General features: G+C 67.5%; 26 protein-coding genes. 15 read left to right on the forward strand and 11 right to left on the reverse strand.

The features are described 5' to 3' along the window. Positions 1–64 precede the first annotated feature (64 nt). The 10 genes from NJQ44_RS07670 to NJQ44_RS07715 all read left to right on the forward strand — a co-directional run bounded on the left by NJQ44_RS07670 (position 65) and on the right by NJQ44_RS07715 (position 11,106). Positions 65–1,456, forward strand: a complete 1,392-nt coding sequence (locus NJQ44_RS07670) for a serine/threonine protein kinase (protein ID WP_254274096.1) — start codon at positions 65–67, stop codon at positions 1,454–1,456. Continuing rightward, a complete protein-coding gene (locus NJQ44_RS07675; protein ID WP_254274097.1) occupies positions 1,446–2,174 on the forward strand; it encodes a hypothetical protein in 729 nt (242 codons plus the stop codon). Before NJQ44_RS07670 ends, NJQ44_RS07675 begins: the two co-directional genes overlap by 11 nt. A gap of 44 nt (positions 2,175–2,218) precedes the next feature. Further along, positions 2,219–3,175, forward strand: a complete 957-nt coding sequence (locus NJQ44_RS07680; protein WP_254274098.1) for an NADPH:quinone reductase — start codon at positions 2,219–2,221, stop codon at positions 3,173–3,175. Positions 3,176–3,208: 33 nt separating this feature from the next. Beyond that, on the forward strand, positions 3,209–3,919 hold the full coding sequence (locus tag NJQ44_RS07685) for an SDR family oxidoreductase (RefSeq protein ID WP_254274099.1): 711 nt from the start codon (positions 3,209–3,211) through the stop codon (positions 3,917–3,919). Between the two features lie 521 nt (positions 3,920–4,440). Further along, on the forward strand, positions 4,441–5,784 hold the full coding sequence (locus tag NJQ44_RS07690; RefSeq protein ID WP_254274100.1) for a sodium-dependent transporter: 1,344 nt from the start codon (positions 4,441–4,443) through the stop codon (positions 5,782–5,784). A 54-nt stretch (positions 5,785–5,838) separates the two neighbouring features. Further along, on the forward strand, positions 5,839–7,239 hold the full coding sequence (locus NJQ44_RS07695; RefSeq protein WP_254274101.1) for a sodium-dependent transporter: 1,401 nt from the start codon (positions 5,839–5,841) through the stop codon (positions 7,237–7,239). Positions 7,240–7,298: 59 nt separating this feature from the next. After that, a complete protein-coding gene (locus NJQ44_RS07700) occupies positions 7,299–8,207 on the forward strand; it encodes a DNA-3-methyladenine glycosylase family protein (protein ID WP_254274102.1) in 909 nt (302 codons plus the stop codon). Positions 8,208–8,238: 31 nt separating this feature from the next. Further along, the gene (locus NJQ44_RS07705; protein WP_254274103.1) at positions 8,239–8,514 is read left to right on the forward strand and encodes an acylphosphatase; all 276 of its coding nucleotides are present in this window, start codon (positions 8,239–8,241) and stop codon (positions 8,512–8,514) included. A 63-nt stretch (positions 8,515–8,577) separates the two neighbouring features. Continuing rightward, entirely contained in the window at positions 8,578–10,017 is a 1,440-nt protein-coding gene (locus NJQ44_RS07710; protein WP_254274104.1) for an NAD(P)H-hydrate dehydratase, read from the forward strand. Positions 10,018–10,098: 81 nt separating this feature from the next. Further along, positions 10,099–11,106 (forward strand): dienelactone hydrolase family protein, encoded by a 1,008-nt coding sequence (locus NJQ44_RS07715; protein WP_254274105.1) that lies wholly within the window; start codon positions 10,099–10,101, stop codon positions 11,104–11,106. Positions 11,107–11,112: 6 nt separating this feature from the next. On the opposite strand, the gene hflX is transcribed toward NJQ44_RS07715, so the two are convergent. Then, positions 11,113–12,423, reverse strand: coding sequence for a GTPase HflX (gene hflX, locus NJQ44_RS07720; protein WP_254274106.1), 1,311 nt, complete (start codon positions 12,421–12,423; stop codon positions 11,113–11,115). 112 nt (positions 12,424–12,535) lie between these two features. Between hflX and NJQ44_RS07725 the strand changes: the two genes are divergently transcribed. Next, positions 12,536–12,880: an FUN14 domain-containing protein gene (locus tag NJQ44_RS07725; RefSeq protein WP_254274107.1), complete on the forward strand. Its 345-nt coding sequence runs from the start codon at positions 12,536–12,538 to the stop codon at positions 12,878–12,880. A 27-nt stretch (positions 12,881–12,907) separates the two neighbouring features. Here the strand turns inward: NJQ44_RS07725 and NJQ44_RS07730 are convergent, their stop codons facing one another. From NJQ44_RS07730 to NJQ44_RS07760, 7 genes are all read right to left on the reverse strand, one after another. Continuing rightward, entirely contained in the window at positions 12,908–13,633 is a 726-nt protein-coding gene (locus NJQ44_RS07730; RefSeq protein ID WP_254274108.1) for a ribosome assembly factor SBDS, read from the reverse strand. An 80-nt stretch (positions 13,634–13,713) separates the two neighbouring features. Further along, positions 13,714–14,496 (reverse strand): archaeal proteasome endopeptidase complex subunit alpha, encoded by a 783-nt coding sequence (gene psmA / locus NJQ44_RS07735; protein WP_254274109.1) that lies wholly within the window; start codon positions 14,494–14,496, stop codon positions 13,714–13,716. A 2-nt stretch (positions 14,497–14,498) separates the two neighbouring features. Next, a complete protein-coding gene (locus tag NJQ44_RS07740; RefSeq protein ID WP_254274110.1) occupies positions 14,499–14,978 on the reverse strand; it encodes an Rpp14/Pop5 family protein in 480 nt (159 codons plus the stop codon). Positions 14,979–15,086: 108 nt separating this feature from the next. Further along, positions 15,087–15,341: a hypothetical protein gene (locus NJQ44_RS07745; protein WP_254274111.1), complete on the reverse strand. Its 255-nt coding sequence runs from the start codon at positions 15,339–15,341 to the stop codon at positions 15,087–15,089. 60 nt (positions 15,342–15,401) lie between these two features. Further along, positions 15,402–16,097, reverse strand: a complete 696-nt coding sequence (locus NJQ44_RS07750; protein WP_254274112.1) for an RNase P subunit p30 family protein — start codon at positions 16,095–16,097, stop codon at positions 15,402–15,404. Next, positions 16,097–16,522 carry an RNA-binding protein gene (locus NJQ44_RS07755; RefSeq protein ID WP_254274113.1) on the reverse strand — a complete coding sequence of 142 codons (426 nt, stop codon included), beginning with the start codon at positions 16,520–16,522 and terminating at the stop codon, positions 16,097–16,099. The genes NJQ44_RS07750 and NJQ44_RS07755 overlap by 1 nt, the downstream gene beginning before the upstream one ends. Before the next feature lie 9 nt (positions 16,523–16,531). Next, positions 16,532–16,720 (reverse strand): DUF1918 domain-containing protein, encoded by a 189-nt coding sequence (locus tag NJQ44_RS07760; protein WP_254274114.1) that lies wholly within the window; start codon positions 16,718–16,720, stop codon positions 16,532–16,534. Positions 16,721–16,933: 213 nt separating this feature from the next. On the opposite strand from NJQ44_RS07760, the gene NJQ44_RS07765 reads away from it, so the two are divergent. Continuing rightward, on the forward strand, positions 16,934–17,494 hold the full coding sequence (locus tag NJQ44_RS07765; RefSeq protein ID WP_254274115.1) for an NUDIX hydrolase: 561 nt from the start codon (positions 16,934–16,936) through the stop codon (positions 17,492–17,494). 22 nt (positions 17,495–17,516) lie between these two features. On the opposite strand, the gene NJQ44_RS07770 is transcribed toward NJQ44_RS07765, so the two are convergent. Both NJQ44_RS07770 and NJQ44_RS07775 read right to left on the reverse strand, forming a co-directional pair. Next, positions 17,517–17,798 carry a hypothetical protein gene (locus NJQ44_RS07770; protein ID WP_254274116.1) on the reverse strand — a complete coding sequence of 94 codons (282 nt, stop codon included), beginning with the start codon at positions 17,796–17,798 and terminating at the stop codon, positions 17,517–17,519. Between the two features lie 55 nt (positions 17,799–17,853). Continuing rightward, positions 17,854–18,678, reverse strand: coding sequence for a hypothetical protein (locus NJQ44_RS07775; RefSeq protein ID WP_254274117.1), 825 nt, complete (start codon positions 18,676–18,678; stop codon positions 17,854–17,856). Between the two features lie 258 nt (positions 18,679–18,936). On the opposite strand from NJQ44_RS07775, the gene NJQ44_RS07780 reads away from it, so the two are divergent. Both NJQ44_RS07780 and NJQ44_RS07785 read left to right on the forward strand, forming a co-directional pair. After that, complete coding sequence (locus NJQ44_RS07780; RefSeq protein ID WP_254274118.1) at positions 18,937–19,821, forward strand: extracellular solute-binding protein; 885 nt, start codon at positions 18,937–18,939, stop codon at positions 19,819–19,821. After that, complete coding sequence (locus NJQ44_RS07785; RefSeq protein WP_254274119.1) at positions 19,796–20,596, forward strand: molybdate ABC transporter permease subunit; 801 nt, start codon at positions 19,796–19,798, stop codon at positions 20,594–20,596. The genes NJQ44_RS07780 and NJQ44_RS07785 overlap by 26 nt, the downstream gene beginning before the upstream one ends. Here the strand turns inward: NJQ44_RS07785 and NJQ44_RS07790 are convergent. Next, on the reverse strand, positions 20,593–21,423 hold the full coding sequence (locus NJQ44_RS07790; protein ID WP_254274120.1) for a molybdopterin synthase: 831 nt from the start codon (positions 21,421–21,423) through the stop codon (positions 20,593–20,595). The genes NJQ44_RS07785 and NJQ44_RS07790 overlap by 4 nt on opposite strands. Before the next feature lie 109 nt (positions 21,424–21,532). Here NJQ44_RS07790 and NJQ44_RS07795 point away from each other — a divergent pair, with 109 nt between their 5' ends. Further along, positions 21,533–22,135, forward strand: a complete 603-nt coding sequence (locus NJQ44_RS07795) for a DUF4382 domain-containing protein (protein WP_254274121.1) — start codon at positions 21,533–21,535, stop codon at positions 22,133–22,135. Positions 22,136–22,158 lie beyond the last annotated feature (23 nt).

Raw genomic sequence — 22,158 nt, forward strand, 5'->3', positions numbered from 1 at the left:
GGCGGCCGGTTCGACCCACCAAAACAGTGAACTGTTCCCGCGGCCGAGGATACGCGTATCGCGAATGCCGCCGGAGACAGACGACTCGACAGACCCCAGTTCGCTCGTCGCGGACGTGCTGACGGGGTCTGAAGTGGACACGGACCGGGTTCCCACGTTGTTGGGTTTCCTCGACGTGGGGGACCGGCAGGTCCGTCTCGGGTCGGCGGCGGCCCTCTGCGTGGTCGCCGACGAGCATCCCGACATCGTCGGATATCTCGCCGGGCGACTCGCCGACCGGGCCGACGGGGAAACCGGCCTCGCGGCGGCCCTCGCACTCGACTACCTCGCCGCCCTCGACCCGGACACCGTCGCGGACGAACTCGAAGGTGACGACGCGCGACCGACGTACGGCGTCGAGCGGTCCGCGCCGACCCGTGAGGGGCAGTCGAACCGCGATATCGGCCGGACGCGCCTCGCGGGGACGGGGTCGGACTACGGCCCCCGGCAGGTGTACACCGACGACGGTGAGGAGAACGGGGACAGTGACGCGGGAGGTGGGGGTGGGGAGGACAGCGATTCGGACGCGGGCCGGACCATCGGCCAGCGGCCGCCGGCCAACGACGCCGAGTGGTTCTCGCTGGTGACCTACGAGAGTCGCTTCGACGACTTCACTATCCTGTCGCCGCGGGACCGCGGGCGGTACGGCGACTCCTACCGCACGCTCGGGATGGCCGACGACGAGGAGTACGCGGTGTCGTTACGTCTGCTTCGCAGCGACGCGGCCTCGTCGTTCGTCGAGGCGCTCCGGTCACAGCTACGGACGTGGACCTCTGTCAGCGACGCCGAGAACGTCGTGTCGGTGTACGACTGGAACACGGCCCCCCTGCCGTGGCTCGCCGCAGAGTACGCCGACGAGACGCTCGCCGAGCGGTCCCGGTTCCCGCCGCCCGAGGCCGCGTGGCAGGCCGAGCAACTGGCGAGCGCACTCGCGACACTGCACGAACGCGGGGTCGTCCACGCGGGCATCGACGCGCAGGCCGTCGCCTACTACGGGAACGTCCTCACCGAGGACGACCGTCAGCCCCCGATGCTCGACAGCGTCGGTCTCCTGCACGTCTACCGGCAGTACGCCGACCCGTCGAACTTCCTCGACCCGCGGTACGCGGCCCCAGAGTATTACGAACGGCGCTTCGGCCGCATTGACCACGCGACGGACATCTACCAGTTGGGTGCCGTCTGCTACCGACTGTTCACGGGCCGACCACCCTACACGGGGTCGTTCGCGGCGGTCCGCGACGCCGTCATCGACGGTCCGCCGCCGACGCCCAGCGACGTGGCCGACGTGCCGACGGCCGTCGACGACATCGTCGGGAAAGCGATGGCGACGCAGAAACTCAGACGCTACGAGACGGCCGCACACGTAGCGCAAGAGCTACGTGCGCTCCGGGAACCACAGGAGAACGATGCAAAGTAGCGTCTCCGTCGGGTTGCCGTTCGCGCCGAACAACCCGAATCTGACGTTCATCTTCTTCATCGCATTGACGCTGCTCATCGTCTTGGGCCTCCGATTCACGTTCTACGCGTACCTGAATCGGCGGGCGAGTGACCTCGTGGCCGAACACCGTCTGTGGGACTACCTCGCCGTCGTCGGCCTCCTCGCCGTCGGGTTCGCCGTCCTCGGACTGGTCGAAATCCTGACCACGTTCGTCCTGCCGTTCAAGAGCGCGCTGTTGCTCGCGACGGTGTTCTTACTCGCGGTGACGATGCGGGTGCTGTACCGGAGCGTCGTCCCCGCGACGAGCGACGGAAGCGGCCGGACCGAACGAGTCCTCTCCCGGGCGGCCGTCGTCGCCGTTGTCGTCGTCTTCCTCGGGATGGCGTCGGTCGGCCGTCACCCCCTACTCGTGGCGGTGATGGGCGGAAGCGCGCTCACCTTCGCCGTCGCCGGGTTCTCGTTCGGCCGCCGCGGGGCCGCCGAGACGCGCGTCCAGGGGACGGTAATCGACACGCTTCTCCGACATCTCCTCCCGGTGTTGCTGTTCGCGGCGATGGTTCCGGCCGTCGACCTCGCGGTGCTGGTCGGACTGGACCGCGTCGTCGTCCTCCACACGCAGGTCGTCTTCGTCATCATGACCGCGACGACGCTGATGACCGCGACGATAAAACTCCGGCAGAATCTCGCCAGTCTCTGACCCGCCCCCTATCCTTTTTGCTCGTCGGGGGCCTCGGGGTCCGTATGCGCGCTGTCAGATTTCACGAGCACGGCGGTCCCGAGGTTCTCACAGTCGAAGACGTTCCGATGCCGACGCCCGAGGGGGACGAAGTACTGGTCGAGGTGGCGGCCGCCGGAGTCAACCCGGTGGACACCTACTTCCGCGACGGGGCGTACGACCCGGGTGAACTGCCGTGGATTCCGGGGTCGGACTGCGCCGGGACCGTCGCCGAAATCGGCGATGCCGTCGAGGGCTACGCCGAGGGTGACCGCGTGTTCGCGACGGGTCTCGGGAACTGGTTGCAGGGGACCTGTGCGGAGTACGCCATCGTCCCCGAATCCCACCTCGCACATTTGCCCGACGCCGTCGATTTCGAGACGGGCGCGGCCGTCGCCCTCGTCGGCGTCACGGCGTGGCAGACGCTCGTCGACGCCTGTTCGCTCGAACTGGCCGAACGCGCCCTGATTCACGGCGGGAGCGGCGGCGTCGGCCACGTCGCGGTCCAACTCGCGGACGCCGCCGGTGCGCGCGTCACGACGACGGCGTCCCCGCAGTACCACGACCGACTGAGCAAACTCGGGGCCGACGACGTGTTCGACTACCGCCGCGAGGACATCGCAGACGCCGTTACCGAGGCGGGCGCGCCCGACGTTATTCTCGACCACCGACTCGACGACTACCTCTCGTTCGACACCGACGTGGCCGCACAGAGCGCGCGCATCGCCGCCATCGGCAACTCGGACCTCGCGGCCACGTTCGAGAACGTCCCGCAGTGCCGAGCGAAAGACCTCACCGTCCACCACGTCTCGATGTTCAACACGCCGGAGTTCGGGGCCGTCCTCGACCGCCTCGCGACGCTGATGGCCGACGACGCGCTCACTGGGGTCGTCGCCGACACCTACGCCCTCGACGAGGTGGCCGACGCCCACGTCGACGTTCTCGAAGAGAGCTTCCTCGGCAAACTCGTCGTCACGCCCTGACCCTTTATCCTGTCCGCGGTCGATACTGTTCGCATGTCCGTCACCTTCGATTTCGACGGGGAGGTCGCACTGGTCACCGGCGTCGGCGGGGCGTTGGGGAGCGCCGCCGCGAACGCGTTCCTCGACGCGGGCGCGACGGTCTGCGGGGCCGACGTGGTCGAACCCGACAGCGAGGAGTTCCAGTTAGCGGACCCCGACCGTATCCACTTCCATCAGGGCGACTTCACCGACGAGGACGACGTGGCGGCCGTCGTCGACGCTATCGTCGAGGAACACGGCCGACTCGACTACCTCCTCAACATCGCCGGGACGTGGCGCGGCGGCGACCCCATCCACGAGACTGACGCCAGCGCGTTCGACTTCCTCTTCGGCGTCAACCTCAAGACGATGTTCCTCGCATCGAAGCACGCGCTCCCCCACCTCAGAGAGACCGAGGGCGCTATCGTCTCCGTGTCTGCCAGGTCGTCGCTGGAGGGCGGCGAGGGCGACGGCCTCTACCGAGCAACGAAAGCGGGCGTCCGCATCCTCACCGAAACTATCGCCGAGGAGAATCTGGGGACGGTCCGGGCCAACAGCGTGATGCCGAGCGTCATCGACACGCCGATGAACCGCGAGATGATGCCCGACTCGGACTTCGAGAAGTGGGTCGACCCGCGGGACATCGCCGCCACGATGTTGTATCTGTGTTCCGACGCGGCGTCGGTGACCAGTGGCGCCGCCGTCCCGGTCTACGGGGAAGCGTAGACCGAGCAGAGGCGGCGCATCTGACCAGTGACAGTCCCGGTCTACGGGGAAGCGTAGACCGAGCAGAGGCGGCGCATCTGACCAGTGACAGTCCCGGTCTACGGGGAAGCGTAGACCGAGCAGCGGCGGCGCGTCTGATGCACAGTACCGGTGTTCACGGACGGGACGGAGAACGAAACGGGTCGTCGTCCCGGTGGACGGACGACGGCCCGCAGACAGAAGCACGTTCTGATGGACAGAACTGACGGGGTGTGGTGGGGGAAAGCCCCGTCAGCCGTTAGCACGATTGGCCGTCCACACTGGCAACAGACGAGATGTGGGACACCATGACAATGCGATGGTTGCTCGGTGAGTTCCGGGAAGCGAGTGTGGACGGTCGTCAGTTCGCCGTGATTGCATTAGTCCGTTGATAATATCCCTATATAGCCCTCAATCGGCCACTGTATCACCGGATTACGTCGCGGTATCGGTCGGTAATCACAGCGGTTAACCACGGGACCGGGTTACCGCGGGACAGCAACATGTCCGAGCGAGAGACGTGGGCGACGCGAATCGGGTTCGTCCTCGCGGCCATCGGTAGCGCAGTCGGTCTGGGGAACCTCTGGCAGTTCCCGTTCAAGACCGCGACCAACGGCGGCGCGGCGTTCGTGGTGTTCTACCTCGCCGCCGTCCTCCTCGTCGGGTTTCCGGCGATGCTCGCGGAGTTCGTCGTCGGGCGGCGGACGAACGTCAACGCCGTCGACGCGTTCTCGGAACTGGGCCACCGTCAGTGGCGGGCCGTCGGCGGGTTGGCCGTCTTCACGGGCTTTTGGATTCTCTCGTACTACAACGTCGTCGGCGGGTGGGTCATCCGCTACATCGTCGGGAGCGCGACGGGGGCGTACTTCGCCGACCCCGGGAGCTACTTCGGTGCCGTCTCCGCTGGACCGGGCGCGGTGCTCGCACAGGCCCTCTTCCTCGCCGTCGTCGTCGGCATCGTCGCCCTCGGCATCGAGGACGGCATCGAGAAGGCGACGAAACTGATGGTCCCCAGCATCGCCGTTCTGCTGGTGGCACTCGCAGCGTGGGTCGCGACGCTCCCCGGTGCGGGGGCTGGCTACGCGTTCTTCCTCTCGCCTGACCTCGGCACGATGGTCGAGAACGCGCCGACCATCATCCCCTTCGCCGTCGGGCAGGCGTTCTTCACGCTCTCGCTGGGGATGGCTATCATGGTCACCTACTCCTCGTACGTCGGCAGCGACGACAACATGGTCGTCGACGGCGGCGTCATCGTGGTCACGAACACCCTGGTCGGCATCCTCGCGGGCCTCGTCGTCTTCCCCATCCTCCTCACTATCGGCACGGAAATCACCACCGAGAGCGGCGGCGCGGGGGCGCTGTTCGTCGCGACGGCCGCCGGGTTCAGTTCGGTCCCGTTCGGTCGCGTGTTCGGCGTCGTCTTCTTCGGCGTCGTCCTCATCGCGGCGCTCTCTTCGGCCATCAGCCTTCTCGAGGTGACCGTCGCGTACGCCAACGACAACTACGGGGTCTCCCGGGGCCGTCTCGCGGCGGCCATCGGCGTCGGCCTCTTCCTCCTCGGCTTGCCGTCGGCGTGGGACACCGCGTGGCTGACGTGGTTCGACCGATTCGCGTATCAGGTGTTCCTCCCCGTCTCGGTGCTCGCGATGGTCGGATTCGTCGGGTGGGTACTCGGACGCGACGCCGTCGACGAACTCCGCCGCGGGGCCGAGTCGCTCGACTCCTTCGGCCCGGTTTGGCTGTGGACGCTCCGCGTAGTCGTCGTCGCGGCCATCGTCGGAACGCTCTTGCTCGGCATCAACGAGATGTTCCTCGTCGAGAACGCCGACTTCTTCCAACCGCTCTGACGCGTTTCGTCCGCTCTCGACACGCTTTTTCCTGCGTGGACTGACCCCCAGTCGATGACGAGAGCCACGTGGCGGACCCGACTCGGGTTCGTCCTCGCCGCCGTCGGAAGCGCCGTGGGCCTCGGGAACATCTGGCGGTTCCCGTGGCTGACCGCGACCAACGGGGGCGCGGCCTTCCTCCTGTTGTACCTCCTCGTAATCGTCCTCGTCGGCGTCCCCGGCCTCGTCGGCGAGATGGTCATCGGTCGCCGGAGTCGCCGGAATCCCGTCGGCGCGTTCGCCGAACTGGGCGGCCCCCGGTGGCGAGTCCTCGGTGGCGTGGCGCTGGTCGCCTCCGTCGTCGTCCTCTCGTTCTACTCGGTGGTCGGCGGCTGGATTCTCCGGTACACCCTCGCCAGCGCGACTGGCGCGTACTTCGCCGCGCCCGAGCAGTACTTCGCGGCCATCGACTACGGAGTTGGCGCGGCGGGCTTTCACGCCCTGTTCCTGCTGGCGACGGTGGCCGTGGTCTACGCGGGCGTCGACCGCGGCATCGAACTGGCCACGACGGTGATGGTGCCCGGTATCGTCCTGCTGTTCGGTGGCCTCGCCGTCTGGGTCGCCACCCTCCCGGGCAGCGGCGGCGGCTACGAGTTCTTCCTCTCGCTGGATGTGGCGTACCTCCGCGATAATTTCTTCAGCGTCCTCGTCGCGGCGGCCGGACAGGCGCTGTTCACTCTCTCCGTGGGTGCGGGCGCGATGCTGACGTACGCCTCCTACCTCGGCGAGGACCGCTCGCTGGCCGCGGACGGAACCATCATCGCCGCGCTGAACACCGGCATCGGCGTCCTCGCGGGGCTGGTCATCTTCCCGCTGCTGTTCTCTCTGGGCGTCTCGCCGGGCGAAGGTGGGCCCGGCGCGCTGTTCGTCGGCCTGGCGGGCGCGTTCGGGACGCTTCCGTACAGTCGCGTCGTCGGCGTCGTCTTCTTCGGCGTCGTCCTCTTGGCGGCGCTGTCCTCGGCGATAAGCATCATGGAGGTGCTCGTCGCCTACCTCGTCGACGAACACGCGCTCTCCCGGCCGCGAGCGACCGCTGGCGTCGGCGGCCTCTTTCTGGTTACGGGGACTGCCGCCGCCCTCTCCCCGTCGCTGTTCGGCCTCCTCGCGGACACGTTGGCGAACCTCGTCCTCACCGCCGGACTCCTCGGATTCCTGCTGTTCGACGGGTGGGTGCTCCGGCGTGCCGCCCTCGACGAGTACGAGACGGGCGCGGGTCGACTCGCCCGCCTGACGGGTCGTCCGTGGTACTACGCCGTCGCCGTCGTCATTCCCCTGTTCCTCGCGTTCACCTTCCTCACGGGACTCGGGGCCGTCGCCGGCGTCCCTGTGTCCGCACCGGCGGCACTCGCGCTGGCCGTCGTCGGCGTCGGCGGGGCCATCGTCTTGCTTCGGTCAGACACCGATTCGACGGCCTGACTCCCGCGCCCCTTCTCGGATGGAAACCCGGAAAAGCGCTCGGTGCCTCCCCCGAGACGATGGAACGCGGACGCATCGACGTGACGGGGCTCTCGGGCGGCATCGACCTGCAGGCGACCGTCGAGAGCGGCCAGTCCTACCTCTGGGACCGCGAAGACGGCCGGATGTACGAGCGGACGGCCGCCAGCGGTGGGGACGCGTGGTACTGGACGACTATCCGCGTCGACGGCGACCCCGAAGTTATCCGGGTCCGGCAGGCGGACGGCAACCTCGAATGGGAGTCGAGTTTCGACGCCGAACCGCAGGTCCGAACCCTCCTGGGTCTGGACGACGACCTCCCGGCGATTCGGGAGACTGCGCCGCCGGACGCCGTGGTCGACGAGGCCTTCGACGCCTACTGGGGGATGCGTATCGTCCGCGACCCTGCCTTTCCGACGCTCATCTCGTTCATCTGCTCGGCGCAGATGCGAGTCGGCCGCATTCACGGGATGCAACAGGCGCTCCGTCGCGAGTTCGGCGAGGCCGTCGAGTTCGACGGCGGGACCTACCGCGCGTTTCCGACGCCCGACGCCCTCGCCGGGGCGAGCGAGGCTGACCTGCGGGACCTGAATCTCGGCTACCGCGCGCCCTACGTCAAGCGGTCGGCGGAGATGGTCGCCGACGGCGACGCCCACCCCGACGACGCGCGCGGCCTCGACTACGAGGACGCCCGCGAGACGCTGACCCAGTTCGTCGGCGTCGGCGACAAGGTGTCCGACTGCATCCTCCTGTTCTCGCTGGGCTACCTCGAAGCGGTCCCGCTGGACACGTGGATTCGGACGACTATCGAGGAGTACTACCCCGAATGCGACCGCGGGAACTACCGGGACACGTCTGCGGCTATCCGCGAGACCCTCGGCGGCGAGTACGCCGGGTACACGCAGACCTACCTGTTTCACTACCTCCGGTCGGGCGGCCGGGACCACTGAAACTAACTTCGGGCCCGCGGTACACTCGCCTATGTCTCGCAAACGGGTACACGTGTACGTCACGGGCCGCGTACAGGGAGTTTACTACCGAGCGACCACGCGCGACACCGCCCGCGAACACGGGGTCGACGGCTGGGTGAAGAACCTCGACGACGGCCGCGTCGAAGCGGTGTTCGAAGGCGACCCCGACGCCGTCGACGAAATGGTCGAGTTCTGCTACGACGGGAGCACGCGAGCGAACGTCACCGACGTAGAGATTCACGACGAGGACCCCGAGGGACTGGACGGGTTCGAGGTCCGCTGGTAGGAACCGGCTGGGCGGCCCCGCCCGCCCCCTATCGTTACCACGGAGGCGGGCGAACCCCCGCGTATGCTCACTGGCTCAGAGATGGGCGTCGTCGACGAGAACGCGGCGGCGCTCGGCGTCCCGCGCAAGCAGTTGATGGAGTCCTCGGGCAACGCCACCGCGCGGGCGGTCAGGGAACACGTCGACCCGGGCGCGGCCGTGACCGTCGTGGCCGGGCGAGGCAACAACGGCGGCGACGCGCTCGTTGCCGCTCGCTTCTTGGACGAGTACGACCTCCGAGTCCTCCTGTTGGGTCGTCCGGAGACCATTACGACAGACATCTCCCGGGCGAACTGGGATGCGCTCCAGTCGGCCGAGTATCCCACCGAACAGGTCGGCGACGCGTCCGCGTTCGACCTCGGGAATCCCGAGTTGGTCGTCGACGCCATGCTCGGAACCGGCATCAGCGGTGCGCTCCGGGAACCGGAGGCCACGGCCGCCGCCGCGATGAACGCGAGCGACGCCACGGTCCTCTCGGTGGACGTGCCCTCGGGACTGGACGCCGAGGACGGGACCCGCGCCGACAACGCCGTCGACCCGGACCACGTCGTCACGTTCCACGACACGAAACCCGGACTCGACGCACTCGACGCGACGGTCACCGTCGCTGACATCGGCATCCCGGACGCCGCCCAACTGTTCGTCGAACGGGGCGACCTCACGCGACTCGACCGCGACCCGTTCAGCCACAAGGGCGACAACGGCGAGGTGCTGGTCGTCGGTGGCGGCCCGTACACCGGCGCCCCGGCCCTCTCCGCACAGGCCGCGCTCCGTGCGGGCGCGGACCTCGTCCGCGTCGCCGCCCCCGCCGCTGTCGCCCGCGAGATTCAGGGGTACAGCGAGAACCTCATCGTGATTCCGTACGACGGCGACCACCTCGCGCCGCCGCACGCCGACCGACTCGCCGACCTCGCGGCCGACCACCACGCCCTCGTCCTCGGCCCGGGACTGGGCGACGCCGAGGGAACCCTCGACGCGGTCGGCGACCTCCTCGAAACGTTCGAGGGGACCGCCGTCGTCGACGCCGACGCGCTCTCGGTCGTCCCCGAAATCGACACCGACGCCTCGCTGGTCTGTACCCCTCATCAGGGCGAACTCGTGGGTATGGGCGGCGAGACCAGCGACGACTGGCGCGAACGGGCCGACCTCGTCGAATCCTTCGCCGCCGAACTCGGTCACACGATGCTCGTGAAGGGCGCGTACGACGTGATTTCCGACGGCGAGGAAACGCGCGTCAACCGGACGGGCAACGCCGGGATGACCGTCGGCGGGACGGGCGACGTTCTCGCGGGCGTCACCGGCGCGCTGGCGTGCGTGCAGGAACCCCGTCACGCGGCCGCTATCGCCGCCTACGCCGTCGGCGACGCCGGAGATACCGTGGTCGCGGACCGCGGCTACGGCCTCGTGGCGACGGACCTCCTCGACGCGGTTCCGCCCTCGTTGTGGAGCGACGGCGAGCAATAGCGCGCCGGTCGCCGCCGAGGTACGCATCTGCTGCCCAAATCGTAACAACGGATTTACAACTCTCGTCCTTTGTGACAGCGCATGCGAACCACACTCACGGCGTGTTGTCTCGCTCTCGTCGTCCTGCTCAGTGGCTGTGCGGGCGTCTCGCAGAGCGAACAGGTGTCGCCGACGGAGGCCGGGACGGGCACCGGAACCGAGGCGGCGACGGCGACTGACACGCAGGCACAGACCGGGACAGCATCGCCGACGGCCGTATCGACCACCGATACTGAGGCGTCCTACACCCAGACGCCCCACATGGGCTGTCAGCCGGGTGCCATCGAGAAGAACGGGACCTGCCGGGTCGTCACCAACGGCTCGAACGCCGAGATATTCAGCGCCGAGAACCTCTCGGCCATCACGGCGTCGAACACGACTATCAACGGCACGCCGGGCTATCTCGCTCGGCCCGCCGCCGAGGGCGAGTACCCCGCGGTCGTGATGATTCACGAGTGGTGGGGCGTCAACCGGAACATCAGGCACATGGCCGACATCCTCGCGGGCCACGGCTACGTCGTCTTCGCCGTCGACCTGTACGACGGCCGCGTGGCGACCAACTCCTCGTACGCCGCGCAACTCTCCGGCGAGGTTCGGAACGACCCCGACGAGGCGGTGGCGAAGATGAGCGACGCGACGGCGGGACTCCGCGAGCGCTCGGATACGACCCAGCAGGTCGCGAGCCTCGGATGGTGTTTCGGCGGCGGACAGAGCCTCCAACTCAGCCTGAGCGAGGCCGACCTGAACGCGACGGTCATCTACTACGGGACACTGACGACGAACGCGTCGACGCTCGAACGAATCGACGCACCGGTGCTGGGCGTGTTCGGGGCCGAGGACCGAGTCGTCCCGATTTCGGACGTGCGCGCGTTCAACCGGACGCTCACGGAACTGGGTGTCGAACACGAGGTGTACGTCTACGAGGGGGCCGGTCACGGCTTCGCCAACCCCAGCGGCGAGAGTTTCAGACCGAACGCGACCAGAGACGCGTGGGAGAAGACGCTGCGCTTCCTCAACGAGTCGCTCCGAGAATCGGCGTCGGCCTCGTAGCGTCGCTCAGGCCGACGCGCCCACGAGGTCCCCGGCTTTCGACCGGGACCGCTCGACGATGGCCGGACGGGCCTCGAACTCGATGACGACTTGGTCGCCGTAGTCGACGTCGATGACGTGGGCGTTGTCGTGAATCCACGAGACGACGCTCATCGTCTCGTCGGTCATCGGCAGTACCAGTCGCTCTTGCTCGTAGTCGGGGAGTTCGTGGTCGATGCGCGCCGCCAGTTCCTCGATGTTCAGCCCTTCGGCCGCGCTCACGGCCACGGGGTTCGGCGCGAGTTTCGACAGCGCCGCGCGCTTGCGTTCGACCTCCTCGTCGTCGACGGTGTCCGTCTTGTTCAGCACCGTCACGATGGGGGCCTCGTTGCGCTCGTACAGCGTGTCGTGACTCGTCACCAGTTTCTCGCGTATCTCCTCGACGGACTCGGAGACGTCGACGACGAGCAAGACGAGGTCGGCCCGGTACACCGAGTCCAGCGTCGACTTGAACGACTCGACAAGCCAGTGGGGGAGGTCCTGAATGAACCCGACGGTGTCGGTGACGAGGACTTCGCGCTTTCCGACCTGCGCGCGTCGCGTCGTCGTCCCGAGCGTCGTGAACAGGCGGTCCTCGCTCTCGGCGGTCGTATCGAGGTCCGGATGTAGGTCCTCGTTCTCGTCGACCTCCAAGTCGTCGGCGAGACGGCGCAGCAGGGTCGACTTCCCGGCGTTCGTGTAGCCCGCGAGCGCCACCAGGTCGAACCCGGACTCCCGGCGCTGTTCGCGGCGGTGTTGCTCGGTCTCCTCGATGGACGCCAACTCGTCCCTGATGTTCGAAATCTGCTTTTTGATGTCCTCTTCGCGGCTCTCGTCGTACTCGCCGAGGCCCATGAACCCGGGCCGTTCGTCTCGCTTGGCGAGGCTGGCTTTGGCCTCGGCCCGCGGGAGTTCGTAGCGCAGTTCGGCCAGTTCGACCTGTAACTGGGCCTTCCGCGTGTGGGCGCGCTGGCCGAAGATTTCGAGGATGAGGCGGAATCGGTCGATGACCTTCACGCCCTTGGGCAGTTCGTTGCCGATGTTGTACGTCTGGTACGGTCCCAGTTGGTTGTCGAATATGACTGCCGTCGCTCGTTCGCGGGCGACGGTGTTGCCCAGTCGCGTCACCTTCCCCTCGCCGAGGTGGTAGGCGGGGTCTTCGGTCCGGGTCTGGGTTATCTCGCCGACCACGTCGTAGCCGGCGGCCCGCGCGAGGTCACGGATTTCTTCGGTATCGGCCGTGCCGCTGTCGACGCGTTTCGCGACGACCGCACGGTCCGTTGTCTGTGTCGCCGTCACTCACCGTGGAGTAGGTTCGCCGATTATTTAATCTGCGGGGTGGTCGCCGGGAGTCGCGGACGGCGACGGGGTGGGCACAAAGGCTTTAAAATACGACGGTCAGGTATCCACTATGGTTGAGTTTGCATTGCAACTGGATGGATTTGGCCTCCAGCAGGTGGGACTGGAGTTCGGTGCGGGCGGCCTCATCGGCGGCCTCATCGGCTTCGCCGCGAAGAAGGTGGCAAAGCTCATCGCCGTCATCGTCGGCCTCGAACTGGCGCTGTTCAAGTTCCTCGAAACCCGGGGTATCCTCGAAGTGAACTGGCAGGCCATCGGCGGGGCCGCAGAGAACGCGACCGCCGCCGGAACGACCGCTGCGGGACAACCACCGTCGTGGCTGCTCTCGCTCCTCTCGGCCCTCCCGGTCAGCGCCGGCTTCACCGGCGGCTTCCTCGTCGGCTTCAAGAAGGGATGACGCAACCGACTTCTCGCCGCGTCGCGCTCAGCGCGTGCTGATGTCGTCTTCGTCTTTGATGATTCGCGTCTCCGCCTCGCCGCTCGTGTGCTCGTTTACGAGGTCGTAGAAGTCGTTCTGCATCCCCGCGGGGAACGTGATGACGCCGACCCACGACCCGTCGGCCTGCCACTCTTCGCGCTCTAGGTCGCCGAACTGCCGGATTCGCGCCTGCGCGCTCCCGGCGTAGTCGGCGGGGACCTGCACGGCGACGGTCACTTCGTCGAACCTGATGGGGATGACCGGCCGGAGCGCGTCCAAGGCGTCGTCGACCTGCGTCTCGACGGGTTCCATCGGGTCGACGCGGAAGTCCGTTTCCGCCAGCGCGGACTCGATGCGTTCCGGCGGATGCGGCGCGTCGTCCATCTGCGGATTGACCGCGTTGCGGGTGATGCGCTGGACGAGTTGCTTGTGCTTTTGCTCCTGCATCTCCCGGCGCTGGTCGGCGGTAATCTGTATCTCGCCGCGCTTGATGACCTCCGGGATAATCTCCATCGGGTCCGTCGTCTCGAACACCTTCTCCAGCATGTCCTCGGGCGGTCGGTCGCCGCGAGACGCGTCCTCGAAGATGTCCTCGGCGGCGATGACGTCCTCCAACTCGCCGTCGAAGTCCCCGCGCTTGATAGCCAGTGCCGCGTCGGGGTCCACCAGTACCTCGAACCGTTGCCCGTGCGATTCGAGGCGTGCAGTCACCGCCTCGTCAAGCGATATCATACCTCCGGATAGCGGTGGCGCAGTTAAAGACCTTACTGCGTCGGGATACGGGACTGAGAAATGCGGGTCGCGGCGGCCGGTTACTCTTCGTCTTCGGGTTGGTCTTCGTCCTCGTCCTCGTCCTCGCTCTCGTCGGCCAGCAGGTCGGCCTCGGCGAGGTGGTCCGCCTTCTCCTCGTCGGAGAGTTCGCGGAACATCTCCGTCTCGGTGTCGATGACGGCGATGCCGATGCCCTCCGGCGAGAGTTCGTTGTCGTTGACCGACGCCAGCGCGGCCAAAGCCAGGTCGACGCCCGCGTCCAGGTCCATCTCCTCGTCGTAGTGCGCTTCGAGGTAGTCGCGGATATCGCCGCGGTCCGCGCCGACTGCGAGGGCCTTCCACTCGTAGGGCGTCCCCGAGGGGTCAGTCTCGTAGAGGCGGGGTTCGCCGTCGGCGATACCGGCGATGATGAGGGCGACGCCGAACGGGCGCGCGCCGCCGACCTGCGTGTACTGCTGGATGTAGTCGGTAATCTCCTTCGTCAGCGTCTCGACGCCGACGGGTTCGCCGTAGCGGAGTTGGTTGACCTGGGCCTGTCGGCGGGCGAAGTCGATGAGTTGGCGGGCGTCGGCGACGTGGCCCGCCGAGGCGATGCCGATGTGGTCGTCGGCCTTGTGAATCTTCTCGACAGAAGACCGCTCCATCAGCGGGGAGCGGATACGCTTATCGACGGCCAGCACCACGCCGTCCTTCGTTCGGATACCGATGCTCGCTGTGCCGCGCTTGACCGCTTCGCGGGCGTACTCCACCTGATAGAGGCGGCCGTCCGGAGAGAAGATAGTAATCCCGCGGTCGTACGCCTGTTGTTGGTTTTGTCCCTGCATAGTTATCGGAAATCGAGGTCTGTCGCGCCCACGAACGCCCCGTCGGTACGCACGTCGACCCGGGTTCCTCGGGCGACGGCGTGGCGGTCTGCGTTGTCGAACACGACGTGTCTCTGGTCGGATGGTTCCGCCGGGCCGCGTATATATTTTTCTTCACAGGCGCGCACGGTCCCGCTCGTTCCGGCTACGCGCAGACCGACCTCGTGGCCGTCGACGGCGTCGATACACGCGATTGCGGCGCGTGCCTCGTCGGTGTGGCCGCGCCGGACGCGGACGATGGCGTGACCGCTTCCATCGGCGTGGGAAAAGCGAAGGAGTCGCACGTCGGCGTCGGCACTGCCCGTATCGCCCAACAGATTCTGTGCGGCGTACCAGAGTTCGCGCTGGAACGCCCGTCGGTCGAGTTCGGCGTCGGGCCACGTCTCGACGGCGACGGCGAGGTACCGCCAGCGCGGTTGGAGGTGCTTCGGGAGGTGTTTCATCGAGTGCCTCCGGTCGGTGACTGTCCCATACTCACCGTTCGGACGGGCGTGTGAAGAAGCGATTGGTGCGCGGACGGCGATTCGCGGACGCTGACGCGGCGCGCTCGGTCAGCAGAGCGGCGACCCGATACGGGTGGCGCTGTCGTCCTGGTCGGTGGTTCGGCCCGCCTCGGTGACCCTCGGGGGCCGAACGAGCAAGTACCCCGACGCCAACACCATCCCGGCCGTCACGGCGGCGACGAACGGGTCGCCGCACAGCAGCGCCGGACCGGTGAGGCCGACGACGAGGACGAACCCGCCCGCGACGACGGCCGGGAGCGACCCGACGACGAGGCCACCGAACGGAGATTGCCGCACCCACATCTCTGTACATCTGCCACCATCTTCGAAAACCTCCCTCGATCAGTCGTCCGAGCGACGGAATCAGCCGTCGTCCTCGATGCAGACGCCCGGTTCGACGAACGATTCGTCCGCTATCTCGCGGTTTCGTTCGGCCAATTCCCCCCACGCGCGCAGTCCCGTCCGAACTTGTTCGGCGGAGAACCCGACCGTCTCGCCGAGCGCGACCAGTTCGCGGGGCGCGCGCAGTTCGAGGTGGCTTCGCGGGTCGGCGCTCACCACGTAGGGCGCGTCGGCGTCGAAGACGAGTTCCCGGAGTTTGCGGAGGCCTTGGAGCGCCCTGACTCTGCTCCCGCCGTTCGATTGCATGACCGACCGAAACGAGAACTCGACGTGGACGCCGTTCTCGGCGGCGGCGGCCGCCAAGACGTGGTTGAAGTCGCCGTCCCCGCGCATCGGATGGGCGAGTACGTCGACGGCGGGCGTCTCGACGGCGAAGCGGTTGAGCGCGCGGTCGCCGCCGTGGACGGCGACGACGGTCCGCTCCGAGCGGTGGTTGCCGACGAGGCCGCGGGCCTGCGAAACGTCGTCGGCCCTGACTTCGACGCCCGTCGCCACGTCGATGTCGTACTCGTCGGTTATCGCGTCGGCGTCGTAGTCGGGCATCTCGTCGCCGTGGTTCCGGACGACGAGGCCGTCGAAACCGTATTCCGCGGCGGTGAGCGCCTGCCGCGCGACGGTGCTGTCGCCGTCCGGATGCGCGTGGACGGCCTCGTACATCACAACTCGTCGAGGAGTGCGCGGGCGTTCTCGACGGCTTTCTCCCGCTTGGCCGGGTACGCCTCGACTTTCGCTCGCATCGTGATGCCGTCGCCGCGACGGACGTCGCCGCCGAAGGCGGCCTGCTTGTCGAAGGTGAGAAAGAACGAGCAGTTGTCGTCGACCCGGTCGTCGAGTTCCGCCTTCACCGTGTCGATGTCGTCCATCGCCGCCACCTGCGAGAGCACGTGGCGAACGTCGTCGGCGTTCTCGACGCGCGCCGAGAGGACCACGATGCGGTCGCCGTAGTGGCCCTCGCTGGTCGCCCGCTCCACTTCGTACTCCTCGGGCAGGAACGTGCGGAGCGCTTGCTCGACGCGCTTCTCGTCCTCCGTCGCGTAGCAGAACGTCCGGACGTCGACGTAGTGGAACGGGACCGACGACATTTCGGGGCGTTACTCTTCGTCCTCGACGGCTTCGAGACTGTCCTCGGAGACGCCCTGTTCCTGTCCGTCCTCGAAGGAGACGGTGTAGTTTGCGTCGCCGAACATCGTCTCGACGACCTGCGTGACCGTCCCTTCTTCGCCGTCGTAGTCGCTGTGCTCGTCGTGCAGAATGACCGTATCGTCTTCTTCGAATGCCATACCCGGCGCTACTGTACGACCGCTCAAAAATGGTCTGATTCCGTTCGCGGGCGTGGCCACGCGCCGACGTCGGGCGGTGTCTCCTCGCGAGTACGGTGTCGAAGGGTTATAGTGAATCTCACACGAACCCGAGTGCATGAACGGTTCGTCTCCGCCCCTCCGGTCGCGGTCTCCGTCGCGGCGTCGCAGGTGTGATTCGCGCGCCGGACACCGATGACCACTGTCGACGACCTGTGGTATCTCGCCGACGTGGCGAGTCAGCAGGCCGAGCAGACGTACCACGACCTGACCGAGCGTCACGACGGATTCGTCGAGTTCACGCGACATCGGCGCGTGCCGCGGCCGCGCTTCCGGCACGTCGCCGAGGCCGCCCGCGACCACGGCGCGCCGTACGGGGCGCACACGCTCGCCTACAAGCCCTCGGGCGAACTCCTCCTCGTCCGTCACGAGGGGGTCGACAAGTGGGTGCTCCCCGGCGGCGAACTCGACGCTGGCGAGACGCTCCACGAGGCCGCGCTCCGCGAACTCGGCGAGGAAGGGGGCATCGAGGCGACCATCGAAGGCCTCGGGATGCTCGGCCGCGTCGAGTTCTACTGCGACGGCAACGATACGTGGGGCGTCCTCCCCGTCTTCGAGGCGCGGGCCGAGACGACGGAGGTCGCCATTCGAGACCCGGACCACGAGATAAGCGACGCTCGCTGGTTCACGGCGTTACCCGAGGACACGCGGGACCGCGACGAGATTCTGCGCTGGCGCGACAGACGGTTTCGCTGAGTCTACGAACGTTTCGCTGAGTCTACGAACGGCGCGCGGGGACCTTCTCTCTGGCCGTCGACTTCGCTTTCTCGACGAACGGCGCGGCGACGGTCCACTCGTCGTCTGCCTTCGACTTCGCGCGCTTGACGACCGGCGCGGCCGTCGCCCACTTCTCGCCGACGATAGCGCCGACGAACGCGCCCACGCTGGCCCCGGTACTGGCCGCGCCGCGACTGAACAACCCGCCGATTGCCCCGCCGATAGCCCCGCCGACGGCCGCGTACTTCGCCCTGTTGACCACTCTGCTGATTCGTTCTCGCATACCGTAATTATCGCCGTTCAGATAGATAAACGTAACTGCCGACTGACCCGACCCGTCACTCCGGGCCGAAGGACTTCCCTTGCCGCGCGTCGGCGTCGAGACGCCGCACCGTCGCCCGGGCGTTGCTCGCGTCGTAGCCGAACAGGACAGAGTGGCCATACTCGGCGGCGACTTCGGTCGCCTTCGCCAGGTCGTCGATGTCCACGTCCACGGCGTACAGTTCGATACTGAACCGCGTCGAGAGGCGGTCACGGAATCCCTTCGCCAGTATCTCCAGCCAGTAGGTCGTCGAGTAGGCCATGTCGTAGATGGGGACGACGAACTCGTCGACGTACTCGGCGACGGCGTCTACGTCCACGCCGGTTCGCGCTTCGAGGTGGCCGGGATAGGGGTCGGGGTACACCGTCAGGTAGAGGTCGCCGGGCACGCGTTCGCGGGCGTTCGCGACGAATTCGGTGATGACGTTCGTCCGCCACGCGCCCCAGTCGTCGAACTCGCTCTCGGCGAACCGCTGTTCACAGCGGTCACAGTGGCAGTACTCTTCGCGGGGAAAGCCCACGTCGTCGAGACGCACGTCCTCGTTGACCGCGGCGGCTTCCTCGATGATGTCGAGCAGTCCCTCCCGGTAGCGGTCGTGCGTCGGGCAGACGTACGTCCAGTCGAAATAGGGTTCGTTCCGGGTGGCGGCGGTCCCCTCGTCGTCGAACGCGAGGAGTTCCTCCTCGCCCTCGACGGCGTTGTCGCCGAAACAGGACACCATATTCACCGCGTCGGCGACGGGTTCGGCGGCCCGGCCGGTGACGTCTTTCACCTCGTAGAACGCCCGGTCGAACTCCGACCACCGGGTCTCCTCCTCGTTGCGCGTGACGACGCCGTACATGGGGACGGCTTAGTCGCTACTGCGGGTAAGGGTTCTGAAAAGGGTGGTCGGAAGGGCGGTTCGACTGAGGAAACTCGGCCTCACTTCTTGACGAAGTAGACGAGGGCGAGGGCGGCGATAGCGGTCAGGGCGATGAGCTTTTTCGACATCGTTTCATTTGTCGTCCAGCGTGGTTAAAGAACTGTCGGCAGAGTCGAAGATGTGGCACGGTTCGCGCACACCCAAACACGGAAATGTGCTACTTGCCAACCACGGAGTATGGACGGCCAGTCCCGTCGTGCGGTCCTCGCGGCGCTCGGTAGCGCCGGTGCGGCCGCCGTCGCCGGATGCGTCGGCACGGGGCAGCGACGCGTCCGAACGCTCGTCGCGGGGAGTCTGCAAGCCGCCGCGAGCGAGACGCTCCAGCGACGGACGGGCCCGGAACTGGCCGTCGAGGCCCACGGGTCGGTCCACGCCGCGCGACTCGTCGCCGAGGGCAAGCGCGACCCGGACGTGTTGGCGCTCGCGGACCCGGCGCTGTTCGACCGCCTCCTGTCGACCCCGTGGTATGCCGTCGTCGCGAGCAACGAACTCGCACTGGCGTACAACCCCGAGACGTCCGGCGGGCGAATCGTCCGCGACGCCGAGACGTGGACCGCGCCGCTGACTCGCGCGGACGTGTCGCTCGGTCGCACCGACCCCGACTTGGACCCGCTCGGCTACCGGACTCGCTTCGCGCTGGAACTGGCGGGCAAGCGACAGGACCGCCCCGAACTCGCCGCGGCGGTCCTCCGCCCGGACCAGCGCTACCCGGAGACGCAACTGCTCGCGCAGTTCGAGACCGGGAGCATCGACGCCGCGTTCGTCTACCGGAGCATGGCCGTCGAACGGGGGTATCCGTACCGCAGTCTTCCTCCTGCGGTCAACCTCGGCGACCCTAAACACGCCGAGACGTACGCAACAGTACAGTACGAACTCCCCGACGGAACCGTCGCCCGCGGCGCGCCCATCGAGTACGCGGCGACGCGGCGCGCGGACGACGGAGCGACTGTGGCGGTGTTCGAGACAGTGCTCGCGGGCGAGTGGGTGCGACAGCACGGCTTTACCGCCCGCGACGAATATCCGCGCATGGAGGGCGATGTCCCGAACGGCGTCGGAGGCTGAGGCGACGGCCCGCCACGGGCCGGTCGAGATTCGCCACCTCGTCCCGGTTCTCGGCGCGGTGTTACTCCTGTACTTCGTCGTTCCGGTCGCCGTCCTCGTGGTGACGTACTCGCCGATGGCACTGGCGGACCTGACCGCGGGGTACGTCGTCGACGCGGCGGTCACGTCGCTGGTCGCCGCGCTGGTCAGCACGGCGCTCGCGTTCGCCTTCGGTCTCCCCCTCGCGTACTGGCTCTCGCGGAGCGACCACGTCCTCGCGACGGTGGCGCTCGGCGTCGTCGTCCTCCCCCTCGTCCTCCCGCCGGTGGTCAGCGGGATGCTCCTCCTCACGGTAATCGGGCCGGGCGGACTGGGCGGGTTGACGGACCTCCGCCTGACCCGGTCGCTGGTCGGCGTCGTCGCGGCCCAGACGTTCGTCGCCGCGCCCTTCTTCGTCGTCACGGTGAAGGCGGCGTTCGACGGCGTGGACAGCCACTTCGAGGAGGCCGCTCGGTCGCTCGGCCGGAGTTGGCCGGAGACGATGCGCTCGGTGACGGTGCCGCTCGCGAAACCCGGTATCGTCGCCGGTCTCGTCCTCACGTTCGCCCGCGCGATGGGCGAGTTCGGCGCGACGATGATGCTGGCGTACTACCCGCGGACGCTCCCGGTCCAGATTTGGGCGTCGTTCATCGCTAACGGACTGGACGCGGCCCTGCCCGTGGCCGTCGTCCTGCTGAGCGTCGCGATAGGCACGCTCCTCGTCGTCCACGCGATGCGCGCGACGCCGTGGCGCTAGGGCCGGTCGTGGGCCCAGAACTCGCCGTCGACGGTCACTTCCTTCTTGAACAGCGGGACCTCCTCTTTCAGGCGGTTGATGCCGTCCTCGACGGTGCGGAACGCCTCGCCGCGGTGGCCCGCTAACACGACGACGAACACGATGTCCTCACCAGCCTCGACGACGCCGGTCTTGTGGTGGAGACGGACGGTGTAGACACCCTCGCGCGATTCGAGGTCTGTCTTGAGAGCGGCCATCCGCTCGGCGGCCACCTCGTCGTAGCGCTCGAACTCCAGATACTCCGTGGGCCGGTCGTCGGGGTCGTCCTTCGCGCGGACGCGGCCCGTGAACGTCGCGATGGCCCCGGCGCGGTCCTCGTCGGCCGACTGTTTGACCGCTTCGACTAACGTCTCGAGCGTGACGTACGGGTCTCGGTCGTGGAGGGCGTCGAGAATCGCGTCGAGGTCGGCGCTCCCGCCGTCCTCGAAACGGGCGAGGACGGGGTCCGCCGCGTCGCGGTCGCCCAAGACGACCTTCGGAATCGCGGCGTCGCTGTACCCTTCGACGAACGCGTAGTCGTAGCGCGGCGCGAGGGCGTCGAGCGTCTCCGTGAGCGTCCGGGACTCGCCGGTCGCGAACCACTCGCCGTCGTCGGTGAGCGCCACCGTCTCTGCGGCCCCGGCGGCCCGATGGCGGGCGGTGTCTTTTCCATCTGTGTCCACCGCCGGCGCGTGCGTGCAGTGTTTGACCGTCGCGACCCGCGCGGACGCCGAACAGCGGTCGACCAGTCGCTCTACGAGAGTCGTCTTCCCCGCGTCCGAGTGGCCAGCGATACCGAGCACCTGCATACGTCCCCGATTCCGACCGCGGCTACGTATGTGTTCGCATCGTGACCCCATCTCACACCTAACTAGTTGGCCAACAATCGGATGCAAGGAACACCCATCCAGTGCTCGCATGGACCGACGAACCTACTTGCAGAGTACCGCGGCGGCACTCACGACTGGTGCGCTCGCCGGGTGTTCCGGCGGGGACGGCGACGCCACAGGTACGCTCGCGACGAGCGTGAGCGACCAACCCGGCGACATCGGCGACTTCGAGTCCTGCGTCGTCACTGTCGCGGGCGTCTGGGTGAAACCGGTACGTGACGACGCCACGGACACGTCGACAGAGACGGCTACCGGCGAGAGCGAGGACCGAACCTACGTCGAGTTCGACGAACCTACGGAGGCGGACCTCGTGAACCTACAGGGTGAGAAGTCGCGCCTCGTCGGGGAGGAGTCCGTCGACACCGGCTCCTACGAGTACCTGCAACTCGACGTGACGAACGTCGACGGAACGCTCGACGGCGGCGAGTCGGCGACCGTTACGACGCCTGGCGACGCCCCGCTGAAGTTCAACCAGTCGTTCGAGGTGCGCGCCGACGAGCGAACCCACTTCGTGGCCGACTTCACGCCGGTCCAGCAGGGCAACGGCGGCTACATCATCCGCCCGGTCGCTTCGGAGACGGAGGTCCGCTACACGACGGAGACGCCAACGAGCGAGACGACCACGAACTGAGCCGACCGACGCGCGGGACGGGG

The sequence above is a fragment of the Haloarcula marina genome (genome assembly GCF_024218775.1).
Classification (GTDB): domain Archaea; phylum Halobacteriota; class Halobacteria; order Halobacteriales; family Haloarculaceae; genus Haloarcula; species Haloarcula marina.